Here is a 17,697-nt window from a genome sequence, read left to right on the forward strand (position 1 = left end):
CATGGCCTACGGGGACTACCAGTTCGAGATCTATCTGCAGGGTCTGGGTGGGGTCATCCCGTCGCTGCCGATGGCGTACGCGGAGTTGGAATCCCGGGCACACGCGGCGATGCCGCCATCGGTCTGGTCGTATGTGGCCGGCGGTGCCGGCGACGAACACACCCAGCGGGCGAATGTGACCGCGTTCGAGCGCTGGGGGCTGATCCCGCGGATGTTCGTCGGTGCGGCCGAACGCGACCTGTCGGTCGAGATGTTCGGTATGACGCTGCCCTCGCCGGTATTCATGGCGCCCATCGGCGTGATCGGCATCTGCGCAGGCGACGGTCACGGCGACCTTGCGACCGCCCGGGCTGCTGCGGCCACCGGGGTCCCGATGGTGGTCTCCACGCTGACCGCTGATCCTCTGGAAGATGTCGCAGCCGAATTCGGCGATACCCCAGGGATTTTCCAGCTGTACACGCCAAAGGACCGGGAGCTTGCGGCCAGTCTGGTGCAGCGTGCCGAAGCGGCCGGCTACAAAGCGATCGTCGTCACCCTGGACACCTGGGTGCCGGGTTGGCGTCCGCGTGACCTGTCCACCTCGAACTTCCCGCAACTGCGCGGGCACTGCCTGTCCAACTACACCAGCGACCCTGTGTTTCGTGCCGGGTTGGCGCAGCCACCCGAGGAGAACCCGCAGGCCGCGGTGCTGGCCTGGGTGCAAACCTTCGGTCACCCACTGACCTGGGACGACCTGCCGTGGCTGCGGTCGCTGACCAGTCTCCCGCTGATTGTGAAAGGCATCTGCCATCCCGACGACGCGCGCCGCGCCAAGGACGGCGGGGTCGACGGCATCTACTGCTCGACCCACGGCGGACGGCAGGCCAACGGCGGGCTGGCGGCACTGGATTGCCTGCCCGACGTGGTGGAGGCCGCCGACGGGTTGCCGGTGCTGTTCGACTCCGGGATCCGCAGCGGCGCGGACATCGTCAAGGCGCTCGCCCTGGGCGCCACCGCCGTCGGGATCGGCCGGCCCTACGCCTACGGGCTCGCGCTGGGCGGCTCAGCGGGGATTGTCCATGTGCTGCGCTCGCTGCTGGCCGAAGCCGACCTGATCATGGCCGTCGACGGCTATCCCGCGCTGAGGGACCTGACCCCGCAGGCGCTGCGGCGCGTCGGCTGACCTCGTCGGTCCGCGTCTGCGACGGTGGTGGGGTGGACGCGATCCTCGACGAGTACGACGAGTACCTGGCCCTGCAGCGGGGCCGCTCTGTGCATACCCGTCGCGCCTACCTGGGTGATCTGCGGTCGCTGTTCGCGTTCGTGGAAGACCGGGCGCCGGGCGGCGGCCTCGCGGCGGTGAACCTGCCGCTGCTGCGCTCCTGGCTGGCTGCCCAGTCCGGGGCCGGCGCGGCCCGCACCACGGTGTCCCGACGCGTCTCGGCGGTCAAGATGTTCACCGCCTGGGCGACCCGACGCGGGCTGTTGTCCTCGGATCCGGCGGTGCGCCTGCAGCTCCCGAAAGCCCGTCGCACGTTGCCGGCGGTGCTGCGCCAGGATCAAGCCCTGGACGCCATGGCTGCCGCGAAATCCGGTGCGGAACAAGGTGATCCAGTAGCGATTCGGGACAGGCTGATCGTCGAGATGCTGTATGCCACCGGCATCCGGGTCAGCGAGCTCTGTGGCCTGGACGTCGACGACATCGACACCGAGCGTCGGGTGCTGCGGGTACTGGGCAAGGGCGACAAGCAGCGCACGGTGCCGTTCGGCGAGCCGGCAGCGCAAGCGCTGCAGGCATGGCTGGCCGGCGGACGTCCGCAGCTGGCCACCGCGGCGTCCGGCCCGGCACTGCTGTTGGGCGCCCGCGGCGGCCGGCTGGATCCCCGCCAGGCCCGCACCGTCGTGCACCAGACCGTCGCCGCCGTCGACGGCGCTCCCGACATCGGGCCGCACGGGCTGCGGCACAGCGCGGCGACGCACCTGCTCGAAGGCGGCGCGGACCTGCGCATCGTGCAGGAACTGCTCGGGCACTCCACGCTGGCGACCACGCAGCTCTATACCCACGTCACCGTCGCCCGGCTGCGTGCGGTGCACGACCAGGCCCATCCCCGGGCCTGATGAAGTGGCGCGAGAAGACGCAAAAGTGCTCATTTCCGGCCCGAAATGAGCACTTTTGTGTCTTCTCGCGCCACTAGGCGCTAACCGCCCACCGGCTTGAGCCGGATCGGCGTGGCCGCCAGCAACCCCAGCGGGTCGACGTAGTCGGCGCGCGCCGCCGGGCCCCACATCGCACCCCAGTGCAGGCAGGTCGGCGCACAGCCAGGATGTCCGGCCTCCAGCGAACCGATCAGCGCCCCGGCCGCCACCTGTTGCCCGGTCCGCACCGCCGCCGACACCGGCTCGTAGCTGGTGTGCAGGCCACCCGGGTGGGCCACCGATACCACCGGCCGGCCCGCCAACAGTCCGGCGTACACCACCGTCCCCGCCCCGGCGGCATACACCGGATCGCCGGCCGCACCGGCCAGATCCACGCCGCGGTGCCCGCGTTGCCAGTCCGGCGTCGGGGCATCGAAAACCCGCAGCACCGCCGGTCGCGGCCGCAGTGGCCAGTCCAGCCGAAACGGGTCCGAACGGGCCGGCGGCGCCCACACGAGTGCCACCACAAGCAGTACCGTCCACCGCATCCGCCCAGTGCAGCGCGCCCGCGCGGATCGGGCCAGTCAGTGCTGTGGACAAAGCACCTGCTCGGACCGTGTAAACTCACCTGCGCAGTCCGTGTAAACGGGCTGACTTCGCGTGTCTGCACCACAACCGGATGCCGACGGTCCCTCACGGGTTCGGCATCTCCGCAGACACCAGGGCCTGGCCTCACCTGATGCCGGGCGTCAACCGACAAGAAAAAGGAAATAGCCGATCATGGCTGTTGTAACCATGAAGCAGCTGCTTGACAGCGGCACCCACTTCGGGCATCAGACCCGCCGGTGGAACCCCAAGATGAAGCGGTTCATCTTCACCGACCGCAACGGCATCTACATCATCGACCTGCAGCAGACGCTGACCTTCATCGACAAGGCGTACGAGTTCGTCAAGGAGACCGTCGCCCACGGTGGGTCCGTGCTGTTCGTCGGCACCAAGAAGCAGGCGCAGGAGTCCATCGCCGCCGAGGCCACCCGGGTCGGCATGCCGTATGTGAACCAGCGCTGGCTCGGCGGCATGCTCACCAACTTCTCCACCGTGCACAAGCGTCTGCAGCGGCTCAAGGAGCTCGAGGCCATGGAGCAGACCGGTGGATTCGAAGGGCGCACCAAGAAGGAAATCCTGGGCCTGACCCGGGAGAAGAACAAGCTCGAGCGCAGCCTCGGCGGTATCCGCGACATGAACAAGGTGCCCTCGGCGATCTGGGTCGTCGACACCAACAAGGAGCACATCGCCGTCGGCGAAGCCCGCAAGCTCGGTATCCCGGTCATCGCGATCCTGGACACCAACTGCGACCCGGACCTGGTCGACTACCCGATCCCGGGCAACGACGACGCGATCCGCTCGGCGGCGCTGCTGACCAAGGTGATGGCCTCCGCCGTCGCCGAGGGCCTGCAGGCCCGCGCCGGGCAGGGCAACGGCGAGGGCAAGCCCGAGGTTGATGCGGCCGAGCCGCTGGCCGAATGGGAGCAGGAACTGCTGGCCGGTGCCACCGAGACCGCTGCTGAGACCACCACCGACACCACCACCATCACGGAAGGCTGAGATGGCCAACTTCACCGCTGCCGACGTCAAGCGGCTTCGGGAGCTCACCGGTTCGGGCATGATGGACTGCAAGAATGCCCTGGCTGAGAGCGACGGCGACTTCGACAAAGCGGTCGAGGTGCTGCGGATCAAGGGCGCCAAGGACGTCGGCAAGCGTGCTGAACGCGCCACCGCCGAGGGCCTGGTTGCGGCCAAGGACGGCGCGCTGATCGAGCTGAACTCCGAGACCGACTTCGTCGCCAAGAACGCCGAGTTCCAGGCACTCGCCGACGAGGTGGTCACCGCCGCCGCGGCTGCCAAGACCGACGACCTCGAGGCACTCAACGCGGTCAAGGTCGGCGACCGCACGGTGGCCGAGGCCGTCGAGGCGCTGTCGGCCAAGATCGGCGAGAAGCTGGTGCTGCGTCGGGTCGCCTACTTCGGCGGCACCGTCGAGACCTACCTGCACAAGCGGGCGTCGGACCTGCCGCCGGCCGTGGGTGTTCTCGTCGAGTACACGGGTTCCGGGACTGATGCCGCGCATGCGGTGGCGTTGCAGATTGCCGCGCTCAAGGCCCGCTACCTGACCCGCGACGAGGTTCCCGAGGACGTGGTGGCCAACGAGCGCCGCATCGCCGAGGAGACCGCCAAGGAAGAGGGCAAGCCGGAGGCGGCGCTGCCCAAGATCGTCGAAGGCCGGGTCAACGGCTTCTTCAAGGATGTCGTGCTGCTGGAGCAGTCGTCGGTGTCCGACTCGAAGAAGACCGTCAAGGCTCTGCTCGACGAGGCCGGTGTGACCGTCACCCGCTTCACCCGCTTCGAGGTCGGCCAGAACTAGATCTCGCGAAACCCTGGTGTGCCGAGCGTGAACCTGGTGTCACGCTCGGCACACTTTTTCGCGCTGGTTGCACGCTCGGCGACACCGCAGACCCCTGCTAGCGTCGGGGGATGCAACATGTGCACGCCTTCGGCGAGGACGCGCTCGGCGACCTCGATGCGGTCGCGCTGACCGAAGCCATCCGGTCCGGCTCGGTCTCGCGTCCCGAGGTCACCGAGGCGGCCATCGCCCGACTGGAGAAGGTCAACCCCGCCCTCAACGGGCTGGCGTATGCGGCGTTCGACCGGGCCCGGGAACGGGCCGCGGCCGCCCGCCCGTTCGGCGGATTCTTCGACGGGGTGCCGACATTCGTCAAGGACAACGTCGATGTCGCGGGCATGCCGACGATGCAGGGCACCGACGCCTGGGATCCGCACCCGGCCGCTGCCGACGGCGACTTCGCGCGGCTCTACCTGTCCACTGGGCTCAACGCGCTGGGCAAAACCCGGTTGAGCGAGTTCGGGTTCAGCGCTGCCGCCGAGCACCCGCGGCTGGGGGCGGTGCGCAACCCGTGGAACACCGATCACACCGCCGGCGCGTCATCGTCGGGGTCGGCGGCATTCGTGGCCGCCGGCGTCGTGCCGATCGCGCACGCCAACGATGGCGGTGGATCCATCCGTATTCCGGCGGCGGTCAATGGACTGGTCGGCCTCAAACCATCCCGGGGCCGGCTGCCGCTGGACAAGGACTTCCGTCAGATGCCGGTGCGGATCGTGTTCAACGGTGTGGTGACCCGGTCGGTGCGCGACACCGCCGCCTTCTACCGGGAAGCCGAGCACACCTGGCGTCACCCCAAGCTCCCCGCGGTCGGCGATGTCACCGGACCCGGCAAACGACGCCTCAAGATCGCCGTCGTCACCCGTTCGATCGGCCGAGAGGCCAGCCCCGAGGTCCGTGAGCTGACGCTCAAGACCGCAGCGCTGCTCGAGGAGCTCGGCCACCGGGTCGAGCACGTCGATTCCCCGCCGATTCCGTCCTACTTCGCCGACGACTTCCTGCTCTACTGGGCGTTTTTGGCGACGGCACTGGTGCGCGGCGGTCGGCGGACGTTCGGCCCGTCCTTTGACCGCAGCAAGCTGGACAACCTGACGTTGGGTTTGGACCAGTACGCCACCCGGCACCTGCACCGGCTGCCGTTGGCCATCGCCCGGCTGACGGCTTCCCGGCGACGCAGCGCACGGTTCTTCCGCGGTTACGACGCGCTGCTGACCCCGACGCTGGCCCACGAGACACCTCGGGTCGGTCACCTGGATCCGACCGCGGACTACCAGCAGATCATCGACCGGTTGATGGATTGGGTCGCCTTCACGCCGCTGCAGAACGCCACCGGGGATCCGGCGATCTCGCTGCCGCTGGCCCAGAGCGCTTCCGGTCTGCCGCAGGGGATGATGTTTGCCGCTGAACCCGGCGCGGAGGCCCGGCTGCTGGAGTTGGCCTACGAACTCGAAGAAGCCCGGCCGTGGGCCCGGATTCAGTCCGGTAGGTCGCAGTGAGGGCCCGGATGATCGGAGCCGAGTAACTCCAGCATGCGTTTGAACTCGCGCTGTTCGGTGCTGCTCAGCTTGGCCAGGATCACGGCGTCGGCCATCGACACCGCGTTCTCGGCGCGCTTGAGCAGCGCCTGACCCTCACGCGACAGCGTCGCCGGCAATGCCCGCCCGGACGGCACCGTCGCCGGTCGGCTTACCGCACCGCGGTCTTCGAGTTGGCGCAACACCGTGTTCATCGCCTGGGGTGTGACGTTGCCCTGGCGGGACAATTCCGCGCTGGACATCCCCGGATTCAGCGAAAGCATTCGCATGCAGACGAATTCGGTGAGTGACAGGCTCAGCGGTCGCAGCGCGGCCGACACCTCCGGTCGCAGCGCCGACCCCACCCGGTGCAGCAAATAGCCGAGCGGCGCGTTATCGGTCAGGCCCACATCAACCATCTTGACATATATCAACCTGGTTGATACACAGGAGGGCATGACTGAAACACAGAAGTTTGATTTCGATTTCGAACCGGCCTACCGCGGTGACACCCCTCAGTTCGGCGTGGGTCAGCGGCCGCCGTGGAGCATCGGGGAGCCCCAGCCCGAGATCGCCGCGCTGATCGCGCAGGGCAAGGTCCGCGGTGACGTGCTGGACGCCGGCTGCGGAGAGGCCGCGGTCTCGCTCTACCTCGCTGAACGCGGCCACACCTGTGTCGGGCTGGACGCTTCACCGACCGCCATCGAGCTGGCCCGTGCCGAGGCCGCCAAGCGCGGGCTGACCGACGCCTCCTTCGCGGTCGCCGACATCTCGTCGTTCACCGGCTATGACGGCCGATTCAACACCATCATCGACAGCACACTTTTTCACTCGATGCCCGTCGAGCTGCGGGACGGCTATCAGCAGTCGATCGTGCGTGCCGCGGCGCCCGGAGCGTCCTATTTCGTGCTGGTCTTTGACCGCGCCGGAATGCCAAACAGTCCCGGCCCCAACCCGGTCACCGAGGACGAGTTGCGTGACGTGGTCGCCAAGTACTGGGTGATCGATGAGATCCGCCCGGCGCGCATCCACGCGAACTTCCCCGACGGCCCCTCCGCCGAGTTCCCGGTGTCTGATCTGCGCGACGAGGGCAACGGACGCAAGTCCGTACCGGCCTGGCTGTTGTCGGCGCATCTGGGCTGAGCGGGGACGGCCGGCCTGAGCCGACCCCGAACATGCCGCGACCCGCGTGATGCGGCAGGATAGAGCCTGTCGTCGTGGGTGATTGGCCTCCGATGGCGCTGTCATGCGTGGACATGAGCCTGAGGAGCCTGATGACCGAGCCCAACAGCGCCGGTGGCACTCAGGCCACCCGGGGCCGCCCCCCATATTCGCGGGTGTTGCTCAAACTCGGCGGCGAAATGTTCGGCGGCGGACAGGTCGGCCTGGACCCCGATGTGGTGGCGCTGGTGGCCCGCCAGATCGCCGAAGTGGTCCGCGACGGTGTGCAGGTGGCCGTTGTGATCGGCGGCGGCAACTTCTTCCGTGGCGCCCAACTGCAGCAGCGCGGCATGGAGCGGATGCGCTCGGACTACATGGGCATGCTCGGTACGGTGATGAACAGCCTTGCGCTGCAAGACTTCCTGGAAAAGGAAGGTATCGACACCCGGGTGCAGACCGCGATCACGATGGGTCAGGTCGCCGAGCCGTACATCCCGCTGCGGGCGCAACGGCACCTGGAAAAGGGGCGGGTGGTGATCTTCGGCGCCGGCATGGGCCTGCCGTACTTCTCCACCGACACCACAGCCGCCCAGCGGGCCCTGGAGATCGGCGCCGAGGTGGTGCTGATGGCCAAGGCCGTCGACGGGGTGTTCACCGAGGATCCGCGGGTGAACCCGGACGCCGAACTGCTGACCGCGATCAGCCACCGTGAAGTCATCGACCGGGGGCTGCGGGTGGCCGACGCCACCGCGTTCAGCCTGTGCATGGACAATGGCATGCCGATCCTGGTGTTCAACCTGCTCACCGACGGCAATATCGCCCGGGCGGTCGCAGGTGAGAAGATCGGAACGCTGGTCACCACCTGACAGGAGCGGCGCAACATGATAGACGAGGCTCTCTTCGACGCCGAAGAGAAAATGGAGAAGGCCGTATCGGTGGCCCGTGACGACCTGGCGACCATCCGTACCGGCCGGGCCAACCCGGGCATGTTCAACCGGATCGCCATCGACTACTACGGGTCGATGACCCCGATCACCCAGCTGGCCAGTATCAACGTGCCCGAGGCGCGGCTGGTGGTGATCAAACCCTACGAGGCCAGCCAGCTGCAGGCGATCGAGACCGCGATCCGCAACTCCGATCTGGGGGTCAATCCCGGAAACGACGGCACGGTGATCCGCGTCGCGGTGCCGCAGCTGACCGAGGAACGCCGCCGCGAGCTGGTCAAGCAGGCCAAGGCAAAGGGGGAGGACGCCAAGGTTTCGGTGCGCAACATCCGCCGCAAGGCGATGGAGGAGTTGCACCGCATCCGCAAGGACGGCGACGCCGGCGAGGACGAAGTCGGCCGGGCCGAAAAGGATCTGGACAAGTCCACCCAGCAGTACGTCAGCCAGGTCGATGAGCTGGTCAAGCACAAAGAAGGCGAGCTGCTGGAGGTCTAGCGGCCGCCCAGTAACCATTCCCGTGGCAGACACTCAAACCGGTACATCCGGGGACGCCAGCGGCTCCGCTGCCAGAACGTCGCGTGCCGGGCGCAATCTGCCGGTGGCGATCGCGGTGGGCCTGGTGCTGGCCGCGATGCTGGTCTACGCGGCGATTTGGGCGCCGACGATGTGGGTGGTGATTCTGGCGGTTTCCAGCGCCATCGCCACCCACGAAGTGGTCCGCCGGCTCCGCGAAGGCGGCTACGACGTGCCCTTCCTGCCGCTGTTCTTCGGCGGTCAGGCGATGGCGTGGCTGGCCTGGCCATTCGGTCCCACCGGTGTGCTGGCCGCGTTCGGCGGCACCGTGGTGATCTGCCTGATCTGGCGCCTGGTCGACCAGGGTTTGAACCACACCCCGGTCAACTACCTGCGCGATGTATCGGCGACGATCCTGCTGGCGGCATGGGTTCCGCTGTTCATGGCCTTTGGAATCCTACTGGTCTTCCGCGAGCCCGGGGTGTTCCACCACGATGCGGCCGGGCGGGTGTTCTGCCTGCTGGTGCCGGTGGTCTGCTCCGATGTGGGCGGGTACGCGGCGGGGGTGTTGTTCGGCAAGCATCCGATCGTTCCGGCGATCAGCCCGAAGAAGTCATGGGAGGGGCTGGTCGGGTCGTTGCTGCTGGGCATACCCGGCGCGGTGTTGACGGTCACCTACCTGGTGCCGAACAAGGACTGGTGGGTGGGGCTACCGCTCGGGTTGCTGCTGGTGATCACCGGCTTCCTGGGCGACCTGGTGGAATCACAGATCAAGCGTGACCTCGGCATCAAGGACATGGGCCGCTTGCTGCCGGGCCACGGCGGCATGATGGACCGCCTCGACGGCCTGCTGCCCGCGGCGGTCACGACGTGGATCGTGCTGACCGTACTGCCCTGAGGACCCCCGGGGACAGACATCCGGGGCCTCACCGGTGGTGGAGGATGAAAATGGCTGCCGACCGTGCGGTTTGGTACGCGTCTTCTCGGCGAACGCCTACCAAACCGCACAATCGATCGGCTCATTACGGATCGTTCACTGAATTTTCGACGGCGACGTGACAGCACCCCTTCGTCGGCGTGTCACGGGACTTTCACGTCTCCACATGAGGGGCCAGTGGCGCCGCAGGTTTCCCACCAGTGCACGGACCAGCAGCGAGGGATCCTGCCTGCGACCTGGCGGATCAACCAGGTGGGTGACCCGCAGGAACCGTTCGGTCAGCACGACGTCATACTCGGCGGCCTTGAGCACCTGATCCGTGGCCCACCGCTGCAGCCGTCGCGATATCGAAGGCCGCGTGCGCGTCGGCGACAGGATGCGGTCGGTGTCTTTGTTCATCGCCCACACCGGGCCGATGTGGGCGGCGGCGGCGCGGAAGAAGTGCCCTGGCGTGGTCCGGTTGCGCAGATGGTCGCGCAGCGCCACCGCCTGCAGCGCCGCCATCGCCATGCCCTGGCCGTAGATCGGGTCGAAGGTGCACAGCGCGTCGCCGATCACCAGCAGGCCGGCCGGGAACCAAGGCAGCTGGTCATAGCGTCGCCAGACACCGGCGGGTAGCCGGGATACGGCCACCTCGCCAAGAGGTTCGGCGGTGCGCAGCCCCGCCAGAACGCGTGGCGGCGCGAACTGCTCGGCCAGCGCGAGCATGCCGGCCAGGTCGGTGGGGGGATCGGGGTCCATGGCCAGCTGCCCGACCGTCAGCACCCAGGTGTGGTTCTCATAGGCCAGCAACCCGCCGATCGGCACGCCATGTCCGGGCCGCACCAGCATCAGCTTCTCGTCGATCCCACCGTCCGGAATCCGCAGGAACTGCGAGTAATACGTCCCGTGCGCCGCGACACAGTCCTCGGCGGGCCGGAGGTAGCCGAGCTGCTCGAGCAGCGCCGGGGTGCGGGTCGCGCGACCCATGGCGTCGACCACCAGGTCGGCCTCCAGCGTGGTTTGCCCGCTGGTGGCGCGGCTGGCCACCCGCACGCCGGTGACGCGGTCGGCGATGGCTACCGCCGTGACCACATCGTGGTCGTCGAGCAGGCGCACTCCGCCTAACGCGGCCACCCGCCGCCGGACGTGGAACTCCAGGAACGGCCGGCTCGCCAGGTAAACGGCCAGCGCCGCCGGATCCTTGAGCGTCCCCGACCGGTTGAGCCCATATCGGCCGAAGCGCGTGTAGATGCGGGACAGGTCGCCGTCGTCGAGGGCCTCGGCGCCGCCGGCGACCAGCTCATCGAGGAATCCCGGAAACAGTTCACCCAGCACCTGCGCGCCACGACTGGACAGGACATGCAGGTGACGTCCCTGCGGAATCCCCCGCCGCTGCCGCGGGCTACCCGGCAGCCGGTCGCGCTCGATCACCGTCACCGTCGCGTAGAACTCCGACAGCACCCGCGCGGCGAGCAACCCCGCCATACCAGCCCCGAGCACCACCGCATGCCGACGTGATTCGCTCATCGGCCCGACGATACCCAAAATTTAAGGAAAATAAGAGAATATTGGCAAAAGCCTAAAACTCGTGTCCGTGCCGATGGGGTGCGGGCAGCGCTCAGACCGCATACTGGACGGGATATGAAACAGCAGCTGGTGTTCGAAGCGCCCCGGCGCGCGATGCCGCCGCGGCATCTGGCCGACCTGGATGCGGCCGGCCGCACGGCCGCGGTCGCCGAGCTGGGTCTGCCGGCATTCCGCGCCAAACAGCTTGCGCACCAGTACTACGGCCGGCTGATCGCCGACCCCCAGCAGATGACCGACCTGCCGGCCGCGGTGCGCACGTCGGTCGCCGATGCCTTGTTTCCGACACTGCTGAGCACCACCCGCGAGATCGAATGCGATGCCGGGCAGACCCGCAAGATGCTGTGGCGTGCGGTCGACGGCACCGCGTTCGAGTCGGTGCTGATGCGCTACCCGCGGCGCAACACGGTGTGCATCTCGTCGCAGGCAGGCTGCGGGATGGCGTGTCCGTTCTGCGCGACCGGGCAGGGCGGGCTGACCCGCAATCTGTCAACCGCCGAGATTCTCGAACAGGTGCGGGCAGCGGCCGTAGCGTTACGAGACCGCGGCGGCACCGGATCGTCTGGGGTCCGGCTCTCCAACATCGTGTTCATGGGGATGGGGGAGCCGCTGGCCAACTACAACCGCGTCCTGGCCGCGGTGCGCCGGATCACCGAGCCGTCGCCGGACGGGTTCGGCATCTCCGCGCGAGCAGTCACGGTGTCGACCGTCGGGCTGGCCCCGGCGATCCGCAAACTTGCCGACGAACGCCTGGGGGTGACGCTGGCGTTGTCGCTGCATGCCCCCGACGATGAGCTACGCGACACGCTGGTGCCGGTCAACAATCGCTGGAAGGTCGCCGAGGCACTCGACGCCGCTCGCTACTACGCCGACGCGACGGGCCGGCGGGTGTCGGTGGAGTACGCGCTGATTCGTGAGGTCAACGATCAACCATGGCGGGCCGATCTGCTGGGCAAGCGATTGCACAACGCGTTGGGCCCGCTGGTGCACGTGAACCTGATCCCGCTCAACCCGACACCAGGCAGCGACTGGGACGCCAGCCCCAAACCGGTCGAGCGGGAGTTCGTGCGGCGGGTGCGTGCGCAGGGTGTGTCCTGCACGGTCCGCGACACCCGCGGCCGCGAGATCGCCGCTGCCTGCGGGCAATTGGCGGCCGAAGACTAGGGCCTATCGCCGAGAATGCAACCAGGTACGAAAAGGTCGAATACCTATATGCGTAGGTGCAATTTCGCGGTGAGGGCGATGAGGGCTGCGAACGCCGGCTAGCGCAGCCAGCCGCGGCGACGACCCCAGGCGTCGCGCACCACAACCACGAACGTCAGCACGGCGAACCCGATCAGGAAGCAGTTCTCGACGTGGCCGACGTGGTTGCCGCGCAGCATCAGCAACAGGAATCCCGCCGCGCCAAGACCGGCGATGTACCAGGTGCGGTAGTTGATCGCGCTCCAGCCCCATTCCGCGGACGGCACGTCGGCGGTGTCAACCCCGCTGTGGCGCTCCACCTCGGTACTGACCACTTGGGATCCTCCTGCTCGTCGGCAACTTCCCGACATTCTGGCACACCGTCAACCGCGGACGGTCGCGCGCTGCCGGATTACCCTGGCGGTGATGGCCGATGATCAGCCGCAGATCTGGGATTTCGCCGTGGCGCCACCGCGCAGCGCACCCGGCGTGACGTCGATGGTGGGCTACCGTGGACTGGAAGTACCCGAAACCGTCCACCTGGGGCTGCCGTCGTCGACGTTGACCTTCATCGTCAGTCTCGACGAGGGCGTCGCGGCCGCCGACTCCGCCGACGCTCTGCCTGCGGCCCGACCCACCCCGATCATCCTGGGTGGGCTGCACATGAAGGCCAGCTATGTGCGCCAGGTCCGCGGCCAGGCCGGCGTCCAGCTGGGCGTGCATCCGCTGGCGTCCCGCGCGCTGTTCGGGGTGCCCGCCGGTGAACTCAGCGTGACCGACTTCGATGCGGCCCCGGTGCTGGGTCGGGCGTCGGCGCGGCTGCACGAACGCGCGGCCGAATCGCGTCCGTGGTCGGACACCTTTGCGCTGGTGGCGGACTACCTGGTGGATGCCCGACGACGCCGGGACCGGGTCAGCGTGCGATCCGAGGTCGCCTATGCCTGGCACCTGCTGGAGCGCAGCCGGGGCCGGGCGCCGGTGGGGGCGCTGGCCGAGCGGGTCGGGCTGAGCGCGCGGCATCTGGCCACACTGTTTCGCCGCGAAGTGGGCCGCACACCCAAGACCATCGCCATGCTGATGCGGTTCGAATACGCCACGGCCCGGATAGTCGACGCTGCGCGTGCAGGGCGACGTGTCGACCTGGCCGGGATCGCCACCGATGCCGGATACGCCGATCAGGCCCACCTGACCCGCGAGTTCGTTCGGTTCGCGGGTGTTCCGCCCGGGGTCTGGCTGGGCGAAGAGTTCCAAAACATTCAAGACGGTGGCCATCCCGCACGGTCAGAGTGGTGCCATGAACACCTCAACTCCAACGACCACATCGAATCCGACCGTCTGGTTGACCCTGCAAGCCAATGACGCGGCCAAACTCATCGACTACTACGTCGACACCTTCGGCTTCGTCCTCACCGCCCGCTACGGCGATGGCGACACCGTCGCCCACGCCGAACTGGCCTGGCCCGAAGGCGCCGGCGGCGTCATGCTCGGCAGCCACAAGCCCGGCAACCCATGGTGTCGCGAACCCGGCACAGCGGGCGGCTACGTCGTCACCAGCGACCCCGATGGCCTCTACCAGCGGGTGCTGCAGCACAGGGCCGACGTGGTGCGACCGCTGGCCGACACCGACTACGGGGCCCGCGAGTTCACCGTCCGCGACCCGGAAGGCAACCTGTGGAGCTTCGGCGACTACGCCGGCGCGAAACCGCCCGCCGGTTAGCGGCACAATAGGCGGGTGACCACCGAGCGCCGCAAAGTGCTGATCCTGGGCTCCACCGGCTCGATCGGTACTCAGGCGTTGCGGGTGATCGCCGCCAACCCGGACCGCTTCGAGCTGGCCGGGTTGGCCGCTGGCGGCGGGAACCCGGAGCTGCTCGCCGCCCAGCGCGCCGAGTCGGGTGTGACCAACATCGCCGTCGCCGACCACCACGTCGCCGATGCACTCGACGTCCCCTACCGCGGCGACGACGCCGTCACCCGGCTGGTGCAGGACACCGAGGCCGATGTGGTGCTCAACGCGCTGGTCGGGGCGCTGGGCCTGCGGCCCACCCTGGCCGCGTTGGCGACCGGCGCCCGGCTGGCGCTGGCCAACAAGGAATCGCTGATCGCCGGGGGCCCCCTGGTCCTGCAGGCAGCCGCACCGGGCCAGATCGTCCCGGTGGATTCCGAGCACTCCGCGATCGCGCAGTGCCTGCGCAGCGGTACGCCCGACGAGGTCGCCAAGATCGTGCTCACCGCCTCCGGCGGGCCGTTTCGCGGCTGGACGGCCGGCGACCTGGAGCACGTCACCCCGGAACAGGCCGGCGCGCATCCCACCTGGTCAATGGGGCCGATGAACACCTTGAACTCGGCGTCGCTGGTCAACAAGGGCCTTGAGCTGATCGAAACCCACCTGCTGTTTTCGGTCCCCTACGACCACATCGAGGTCGTCGTGCACCCGCAGTCGATCGTGCATTCCATGGTCACCTTCACCGACGGCTCGACGATCGCCCAAGCCAGCCCGCCGGACATGTGCCTGCCGATCGCGCTGGCACTGGGCTGGCCGGCACGGGTGCCGGCCGCAGCCGCGGCCTGTGACTTCTCCACCGCCTCGACCTGGGTGTTTGAGCCACTCGACGACGAAGTATTCCCGGCTGTCGCCCTGGCCCGCCACGCCGGGCAGGCCGGCGGTTGCCTGACCGCGGTGTACAACGCCGCCAATGAAGAAGCCGCCGACGCCTTTCTTGCCGGCCGGATCAGCTTCCCGACCATTGTGCGCACGATCGCCGATGTGTTGCATGCCGCGGACCAATGGGCCGCACAACCGGCTACCGTGGATGACGTACTTGACGCGCAGCGCTGGGCACGGGACCGGGCGCGCCGCATCACCGCACAGGAGGGCATACCCAGCTGATGATGTTTGGTGTCGGCATCGCGCTGTTTGCGCTGGCCATCCTGGTCTCGGTCGCGTTGCACGAGTGCGGTCACATGTGGGTGGCGCAGGCCACCGGTATGAAGGTGCGCCGCTACTTCGTCGGCTTTGGACCGACGCTGTGGTCCACCCGGCGCGGGGAGACCGAGTACGGCGTCAAGGCGATCCCGGCGGGCGGCTTCTGCGATATCGCCGGAATGACCGCGGTCGAGGAACTCGAACCCGACGAAGAAGACCGGGCCATGTACAAGCAGAAGGTCTGGAAACGGGTCGCGGTGCTCGCCGCCGGACCGGGCATGAACTTCATCCTGGGCCTGGTGCTGGTCTACGCGATCGCGGTGATCTGGGGGCTGCCCAACCTGCACCCCTCCACCTCCGCTGTGATCGGTGAAACCGCGTGTGTCGCACCGGAAATCAGCAAGGGCGAGATTGGGAAGTGCAGCGGCGCCGGTCCGGCGGGCAACGCCGGGATCCGGTCCGACGACGTCGTCGTCCGGGTCGGTGACACTGACGTCGCCACCTGGGACGAGATGTCGGCGGCGGTGCGTAAGCAGCACGGCACCGTGCCGTTCGTCATCGAGCGCGACGGCACCAGGATGACGGTGCCGGTCGACGTCACCACCACGCAACGGTGGGTCGCCGGCAAAGACGACCCGTCGCAGATCGGCATGATCGGGGTCGCTCCCAAGGCTTACCCGCCGACCCACTATTCGGCGCTGGACGCGGTGCCCGCCACGTTCACCTTCACCGGGGACCTGTCGGTGCTGCTCGGCAAGTCGCTGGCCGCTATCCCGACCAAGGTGGGGGCATTGGTGCACTCGATCGGTCACCCGCACCAGCAGCGCGACCCCGAGACCCCGATCAGCGTGGTCGGCGCGTCGATCATCGGCGGGGACACCGTGCAGGCCGGGCTGTGGGTGGCGTTCTGGTTCTTCCTGGCCCAGCTGAACTTCATCCTGGGGGCGCTGAACCTGTTGCCGCTGCTGCCGTTCGACGGCGGGCACATCGCCATCGCGGCGTTCGAGAAGGTCCGCAACATGATCCGCACGGCACGTGGGATGGTCGCGGCCGCCCCGGTGAACTACCTCAAGCTGATGCCGGCCACCTACGTGGTCCTGGTGGTGGTCGTCGGCTACATGTTGCTGACGGTGACCGCGGACGTGGTCAACCCGATCAGACTGTTCCGATAGGAGATCGATGATGAGCGTCGGCCTCGGTATGCCGGCGGCCCCGGTGCCCACTCTGGCGCCGCGGCGCACCACCCGCCAGCTGATGGTCCGTGACGTCGGAGTGGGCAGCGACTATCCGATCTCGGTGCAGTCGATGTGCACCACCAAGACCCATGACATCAACGCGACCCTGCAGCAGATCGCCGAGCTGACCGCGGCGGGCTGCGACATCGTGCGGGTGGCGTGCCCGCGCCAGGAGGACGCCGACGCGCTGGCGGCGATCGCGAAGAAGAGCCAGATCCCGGTGATCGCCGACATCCACTTCCAGCCCAAGTACATCTTCGCCGCCATCGACGCCGGCTGCGCGGCGGTGCGGGTGAATCCGGGCAACATCAAGGAATTCGACGGCCGGGTCGGCGAAGTCGCCAAGGCCGCCGGTGCCGCGGGCATCCCGATCCGCATCGGCGTCAACGCCGGCTCGCTGGACAAGCGGTTCATGGACAAGTACGGCAAAGCCACCCCGGAGGCGCTGGTGGAGTCGGCACTGTGGGAGGCGTCGCTGTTCGAGGAACACGGTTTCTCCGACATCAAGATCAGTGTCAAACACAACGACCCGGTGATCATGGTGGCCGCCTACGAGCAACTGGCCGCGGCGTGCGACTATCCGTTGCACCTCGGTGTCACCGAGGCCGGACCGGCATTCCAGGGCACCATCAAGTCGGCGGTGGCGTTCGGGGCGCTGTTGTCCCGGGGCATCGGCGACACCCTGCGGGTATCGCTGTCGGCGCCGCCGGTCGAAGAGGTCAAGGTCGGCAACCAGATCCTGGAGTCGCTCAACCTGCGACCCCGTGGGCTGGAGATCGTGTCCTGCCCGTCGTGCGGGCGCGCCCAGGTCGACGTGTACACGCTGGCCAACGAGGTCAGCGCCGGTCTCGACGGCCTCGACGTGCCGCTTCGGGTCGCGGTGATGGGCTGCGTGGTCAACGGGCCGGGGGAGGCACGCGAAGCCGACCTCGGGGTGGCGTCGGGCAACGGCAAGGGCCAGATCTTCGTGCGCGGCGAGGTGATCAAAACGGTGCCGGAGGCACAGATCGTCGAGACGCTGATCGAGGAGGCCATGCGGCTGGCCGCGGAAATGGCAGCGACCGGCGCCGACCCATCTGCAAGCGGACCGCCCGAAGTCACCGTAAGCTGAGGACATTCGGGCTCCCGACCCGTCATCCGCAGAAA

19 protein-coding genes are annotated in these 17,697 nt (G+C 68.1%); 15 read left to right on the forward strand and 4 right to left on the reverse strand.

From position 1 onward, the window contains the following. The first annotated feature begins 1 nt into the window (after nt 1). Complete coding sequence (locus AC5Y36_RS09220; protein ID WP_500040576.1) at nt 2-1,162, forward strand: alpha-hydroxy-acid oxidizing protein; 1,161 nt, start codon at nt 2-4, stop codon at nt 1,160-1,162. Between the two features lie 32 nt (nt 1,163-1,194). Beyond that, entirely contained in the window at nt 1,195-2,097 is a 903-nt protein-coding gene (locus tag AC5Y36_RS09225) for a tyrosine recombinase XerC (protein WP_500040577.1), read from the forward strand. Nucleotides 2,098-2,177: 80 nt separating this feature from the next. Here AC5Y36_RS09225 and AC5Y36_RS09230 read toward each other — a convergent pair whose 3' ends face one another. Continuing rightward, complete coding sequence (locus AC5Y36_RS09230) at nt 2,178-2,663, reverse strand: M23 family metallopeptidase (protein ID WP_500040578.1); 486 nt, start codon at nt 2,661-2,663, stop codon at nt 2,178-2,180. A gap of 232 nt (nt 2,664-2,895) precedes the next feature. On the opposite strand from AC5Y36_RS09230, the gene rpsB reads away from it, so the two are divergent. From rpsB to AC5Y36_RS09245, 3 genes are all read left to right on the forward strand, one after another. Further along, nucleotides 2,896-3,720, forward strand: a complete 825-nt coding sequence (gene rpsB / locus AC5Y36_RS09235; RefSeq protein ID WP_500040579.1) for a 30S ribosomal protein S2 — start codon at nt 2,896-2,898, stop codon at nt 3,718-3,720. Between the two features lies 1 nt (nt 3,721). Next, complete coding sequence (gene tsf, locus AC5Y36_RS09240) at nt 3,722-4,537, forward strand: translation elongation factor Ts (protein ID WP_500040580.1); 816 nt, start codon at nt 3,722-3,724, stop codon at nt 4,535-4,537. 110 nt (nt 4,538-4,647) lie between these two features. After that, nucleotides 4,648-6,069 carry an amidase gene (locus AC5Y36_RS09245; RefSeq protein ID WP_500040581.1) on the forward strand — a complete coding sequence of 474 codons (1,422 nt, stop codon included), beginning with the start codon at nt 4,648-4,650 and terminating at the stop codon, nt 6,067-6,069. Here the strand turns inward: AC5Y36_RS09245 and AC5Y36_RS09250 are convergent. Next, on the reverse strand, nt 6,048-6,497 hold the full coding sequence (locus AC5Y36_RS09250; RefSeq protein WP_500040582.1) for a MarR family winged helix-turn-helix transcriptional regulator: 450 nt from the start codon (nt 6,495-6,497) through the stop codon (nt 6,048-6,050). The two genes, AC5Y36_RS09245 and AC5Y36_RS09250, sit on opposite strands and share 22 nt — an antisense overlap. Before the next feature lie 46 nt (nt 6,498-6,543). Here AC5Y36_RS09250 and AC5Y36_RS09255 point away from each other — a divergent pair, with 46 nt between their 5' ends. From AC5Y36_RS09255 to AC5Y36_RS09270, 4 genes are all read left to right on the forward strand, one after another. Beyond that, nucleotides 6,544-7,230, forward strand: coding sequence for a class I SAM-dependent methyltransferase (locus AC5Y36_RS09255; RefSeq protein WP_500040583.1), 687 nt, complete (start codon nt 6,544-6,546; stop codon nt 7,228-7,230). 131 nt (nt 7,231-7,361) lie between these two features. Beyond that, nucleotides 7,362-8,114 (forward strand): UMP kinase, encoded by a 753-nt coding sequence (pyrH, locus tag AC5Y36_RS09260; protein WP_500040584.1) that lies wholly within the window; start codon nt 7,362-7,364, stop codon nt 8,112-8,114. A 15-nt stretch (nt 8,115-8,129) separates the two neighbouring features. After that, the gene (frr, locus tag AC5Y36_RS09265) at nt 8,130-8,687 is read left to right on the forward strand and encodes a ribosome recycling factor (protein ID WP_500040585.1); all 558 of its coding nucleotides are present in this window, start codon (nt 8,130-8,132) and stop codon (nt 8,685-8,687) included. Nucleotides 8,688-8,709: 22 nt separating this feature from the next. Then, nucleotides 8,710-9,603, forward strand: a complete 894-nt coding sequence (locus tag AC5Y36_RS09270; RefSeq protein ID WP_500040586.1) for a phosphatidate cytidylyltransferase — start codon at nt 8,710-8,712, stop codon at nt 9,601-9,603. Nucleotides 9,604-9,738: 135 nt separating this feature from the next. Here the strand turns inward: AC5Y36_RS09270 and AC5Y36_RS09275 are convergent, their stop codons facing one another. Continuing rightward, the gene (locus tag AC5Y36_RS09275; protein ID WP_500040587.1) at nt 9,739-11,151 is read right to left on the reverse strand and encodes an NAD(P)/FAD-dependent oxidoreductase; all 1,413 of its coding nucleotides are present in this window, start codon (nt 11,149-11,151) and stop codon (nt 9,739-9,741) included. 114 nt (nt 11,152-11,265) lie between these two features. On the opposite strand from AC5Y36_RS09275, the gene rlmN reads away from it, so the two are divergent. After that, nucleotides 11,266-12,372 carry a dual-specificity RNA methyltransferase RlmN gene (rlmN, locus tag AC5Y36_RS09280; protein WP_500040588.1) on the forward strand — a complete coding sequence of 369 codons (1,107 nt, stop codon included), beginning with the start codon at nt 11,266-11,268 and terminating at the stop codon, nt 12,370-12,372. 98 nt (nt 12,373-12,470) lie between these two features. On the opposite strand, the gene AC5Y36_RS09285 is transcribed toward rlmN, so the two are convergent. Next, nucleotides 12,471-12,725, reverse strand: coding sequence for a DUF2631 domain-containing protein (locus tag AC5Y36_RS09285; RefSeq protein ID WP_500040589.1), 255 nt, complete (start codon nt 12,723-12,725; stop codon nt 12,471-12,473). 163 nt (nt 12,726-12,888) lie between these two features. Here AC5Y36_RS09285 and AC5Y36_RS09290 point away from each other — a divergent pair, with 163 nt between their 5' ends. From AC5Y36_RS09290 to ispG, 5 genes are read left to right on the forward strand one after another with little or no spacing between them, the layout of a single operon-like run. Further along, on the forward strand, nt 12,889-13,749 hold the full coding sequence (locus AC5Y36_RS09290; protein WP_500040697.1) for an AraC family transcriptional regulator: 861 nt from the start codon (nt 12,889-12,891) through the stop codon (nt 13,747-13,749). Then, nucleotides 13,685-14,107, forward strand: coding sequence for a VOC family protein (locus AC5Y36_RS09295; protein WP_500040590.1), 423 nt, complete (start codon nt 13,685-13,687; stop codon nt 14,105-14,107). Before AC5Y36_RS09290 ends, AC5Y36_RS09295 begins: the two co-directional genes overlap by 65 nt. A gap of 15 nt (nt 14,108-14,122) precedes the next feature. Next, nucleotides 14,123-15,280 carry a 1-deoxy-D-xylulose-5-phosphate reductoisomerase gene (dxr, locus tag AC5Y36_RS09300; protein WP_500040591.1) on the forward strand — a complete coding sequence of 386 codons (1,158 nt, stop codon included), beginning with the start codon at nt 14,123-14,125 and terminating at the stop codon, nt 15,278-15,280. After that, nucleotides 15,280-16,488 (forward strand): M50 family metallopeptidase, encoded by a 1,209-nt coding sequence (locus AC5Y36_RS09305; RefSeq protein WP_500040592.1) that lies wholly within the window; start codon nt 15,280-15,282, stop codon nt 16,486-16,488. The genes dxr and AC5Y36_RS09305 overlap by 1 nt, the downstream gene beginning before the upstream one ends. A gap of 10 nt (nt 16,489-16,498) precedes the next feature. Continuing rightward, the gene (gene ispG, locus AC5Y36_RS09310) at nt 16,499-17,662 is read left to right on the forward strand and encodes a flavodoxin-dependent (E)-4-hydroxy-3-methylbut-2-enyl-diphosphate synthase (protein WP_500040593.1); all 1,164 of its coding nucleotides are present in this window, start codon (nt 16,499-16,501) and stop codon (nt 17,660-17,662) included. The last annotated feature ends 35 nt before the right edge of the window (nt 17,663-17,697 follow it).

Source organism: Mycobacterium sp. NGS50 (assembly GCF_059812545.1).

Bases quoted from the DNA above. Each gene is read 5' to 3' on its own strand.
- AC5Y36_RS09220 (WP_500040576.1), top strand. From the start codon at position 2: ATGGCCTACGGGGACTACCAGTTCGAGATCTATCTGCAGGGTCTGGGT.
- AC5Y36_RS09230 (WP_500040578.1), bottom strand. From the start codon at position 2,663: ATGCGGTGGACGGTACTGCTTGTGGTGGCACTCGTGTGGGCGCCGCCG.
- rpsB (WP_500040579.1), top strand. From the start codon at position 2,896: ATGGCTGTTGTAACCATGAAGCAGCTGCTTGACAGCGGCACCCACTTC.
- tsf (WP_500040580.1), top strand. From the start codon at position 3,722: ATGGCCAACTTCACCGCTGCCGACGTCAAGCGGCTTCGGGAGCTCACC.
- AC5Y36_RS09245 (WP_500040581.1), top strand. From the start codon at position 4,648: ATGCAACATGTGCACGCCTTCGGCGAGGACGCGCTCGGCGACCTCGAT.
- AC5Y36_RS09255 (WP_500040583.1), top strand. From the start codon at position 6,544: ATGACTGAAACACAGAAGTTTGATTTCGATTTCGAACCGGCCTACCGC.
- pyrH (WP_500040584.1), top strand. From the start codon at position 7,362: ATGACCGAGCCCAACAGCGCCGGTGGCACTCAGGCCACCCGGGGCCGC.
- frr (WP_500040585.1), top strand. From the start codon at position 8,130: ATGATAGACGAGGCTCTCTTCGACGCCGAAGAGAAAATGGAGAAGGCC.
- AC5Y36_RS09275 (WP_500040587.1), bottom strand. From the start codon at position 11,151: ATGAGCGAATCACGTCGGCATGCGGTGGTGCTCGGGGCTGGTATGGCG.
- rlmN (WP_500040588.1), top strand. From the start codon at position 11,266: ATGAAACAGCAGCTGGTGTTCGAAGCGCCCCGGCGCGCGATGCCGCCG.
- AC5Y36_RS09290 (WP_500040697.1), top strand. From the start codon at position 12,889: ATGGTGGGCTACCGTGGACTGGAAGTACCCGAAACCGTCCACCTGGGG.
- AC5Y36_RS09295 (WP_500040590.1), top strand. From the start codon at position 13,685: ATGAACACCTCAACTCCAACGACCACATCGAATCCGACCGTCTGGTTG.
- AC5Y36_RS09305 (WP_500040592.1), top strand. From the start codon at position 15,280: ATGATGTTTGGTGTCGGCATCGCGCTGTTTGCGCTGGCCATCCTGGTC.
- ispG (WP_500040593.1), top strand. From the start codon at position 16,499: ATGAGCGTCGGCCTCGGTATGCCGGCGGCCCCGGTGCCCACTCTGGCG.